At 46.0% G+C, this 1,099-nt stretch carries 1 protein-coding gene; it reads right to left on the reverse strand.

The genetic code is table 11. From position 1 onward, the window contains the following. Positions 1 to 132 precede the first annotated feature (132 nt). Positions 133 to 897 carry a MipA/OmpV family protein gene (locus QME20_RS19680; RefSeq protein WP_014975793.1) on the reverse strand — a complete coding sequence of 255 codons (765 nt, stop codon included), beginning with the start codon at positions 895 to 897 and terminating at the stop codon, positions 133 to 135. Positions 898 to 1,099: the final 202 nt, after the last annotated feature.

Here is a 1,099-nt window from a genome sequence, read left to right on the forward strand (position 1 = left end):
CCTAACGCAGTGCATAATAGAAAAGGCCAGCTTCGAGAGCTGGCCTAATAACTGTCAACCTATATTAGGACGACACAAACACCTTGTATTTAATCTATCCACCCAGTTGTAGAGTAGGCTATTAGCAATAGTCTAGAAAAAGCGTGTATAAACCAGCATGGCGTTAAGCGCGGTATCATCGTCTGTCAGCGGGCTATCGCTGATGCTATCGTCAAAGAAGGTGGCGCCAACTTCTAAACGGGTCATGCCGCCCAGAAACTGTCGGGTTGAGATGGCAACGCGTACTTCCGTATTGAGCGCGCTATCGCCGTTATATGCACTTCGAAATGCTGTGGCTTCTTCAGGGCGCACGCCGTAGTAATAGTCGACGTAATTGCTGTCTTGGTAGTTTACGCCTATAGACGGCTCGATCATGAAGTTATTTATTCTAAACCTTTTCCCGATACGGGCGGACGCTTGGTAGCCATCAAACTTACCAAGAATATCGGCATTGGTTGACAATGAATAAACCCAGCTACCCGTGTTGTAGTTAAGCCCAACTCCGGCCGCGTAGCTAAAATCTCTGTCGTCCATACCTGTAAATACGGCACTGTCATCTTCTTCATAACCTGCAAATATCGGGACAAGCTGAGCGTCAAGAGTAAAGCCACTTTCGCGAAAAAGTTCATAGCCAATAAATGGTCCGTAAACGCGTAACTTTTCACCGGTGTAGCCGATAATAGGAATAGGAACAACGCGATTATCAAAGTCGGTATATACATCTTGCGATGCTGCGACGCCAAACCCCCACATCCAACCCTGAGGCTGTTGAGCGCCAGCTTGTTGTGCAAAAGCAGGAGTAGAACTAACACCTACACAAGCTAGAGCTATTGCGCCAATAACGGTTTTTAAGTTCATAGGTAAATTTCCTTTTTAATCAAGATACTGCTCTGCTGTGTTCTTCGATCATATTCGCTTGTGCCTATTGAGCTAACCTGTACGTTTTTGCAGCGGCTTCTGAGTGGGCAATTATCTATGCGGATTAATGGTATGGACCCTCTCCTCCCATAAAGGCTTCAAATGAGCCAAGATAGGGTTGTTCAAATCACTATCAAGAAGG

The organism is Alteromonas sp. CyTr2 (genome assembly GCF_947311905.1).
Classification (GTDB): domain Bacteria; phylum Pseudomonadota; class Gammaproteobacteria; order Enterobacterales; family Alteromonadaceae; genus Alteromonas; species Alteromonas macleodii.

Coding starts and splice junctions, on each gene's coding strand:
- QME20_RS19680 (WP_014975793.1), bottom strand. CDS start 897: ATGAACTTAAAAACCGTTATTGGCGCAATAGCTCTAGCTTGTGTAGGT.